This is a genomic window from Methylobacterium sp. J-030 (assembly GCF_022829545.1).
Classification (GTDB): Bacteria; Pseudomonadota; Alphaproteobacteria; order Rhizobiales; family Beijerinckiaceae; genus Methylobacterium.
Map to the genome: position 1 here is coordinate 1 of NZ_JAKSYM010000038.1, position 353 is coordinate 353.

The following is a 353-nucleotide window of genomic DNA, read 5'->3' on the forward strand; positions in this document are numbered from 1 at the left end:
CGTGCTGGACCGCATGGACGGCGACGCGGACCTTGAGGACGGCGCCGACGATGAGCCGTTCCTGGCCGCGCCCGCGAACGCGACCGGCTCGCAGATGACATGGTTGCGCGGGGACGACGCCGACCGCGAGGCCGACCAACCGGAGACCGAGATGGGGGAAGTTGCCGTGACGCTCCCGCCGGCCGAGCCGCAGGATATGGCCCAGATCCTGCCGTGGCGCGGGCGCGGCAACGGCATCGCGGCTGCCGGCACGCTGATCCTCGACCTTCTGGATCCCGCGTTATCCCGAGGTCGAGCGAGCGTTGTCTGCTGCCGCTCCGCCGTCGGGTGGGATGTGGCAGATGCCGACACCG

General features: G+C 71.4%; 1 pseudogene. It reads left to right on the forward strand.

Going from position 1 to position 353, the window contains the following annotated elements:
- Positions 1–353 (forward strand): annotated as a pseudogene (locus MKK75_RS01390) (hypothetical protein); the annotation flags it as partial.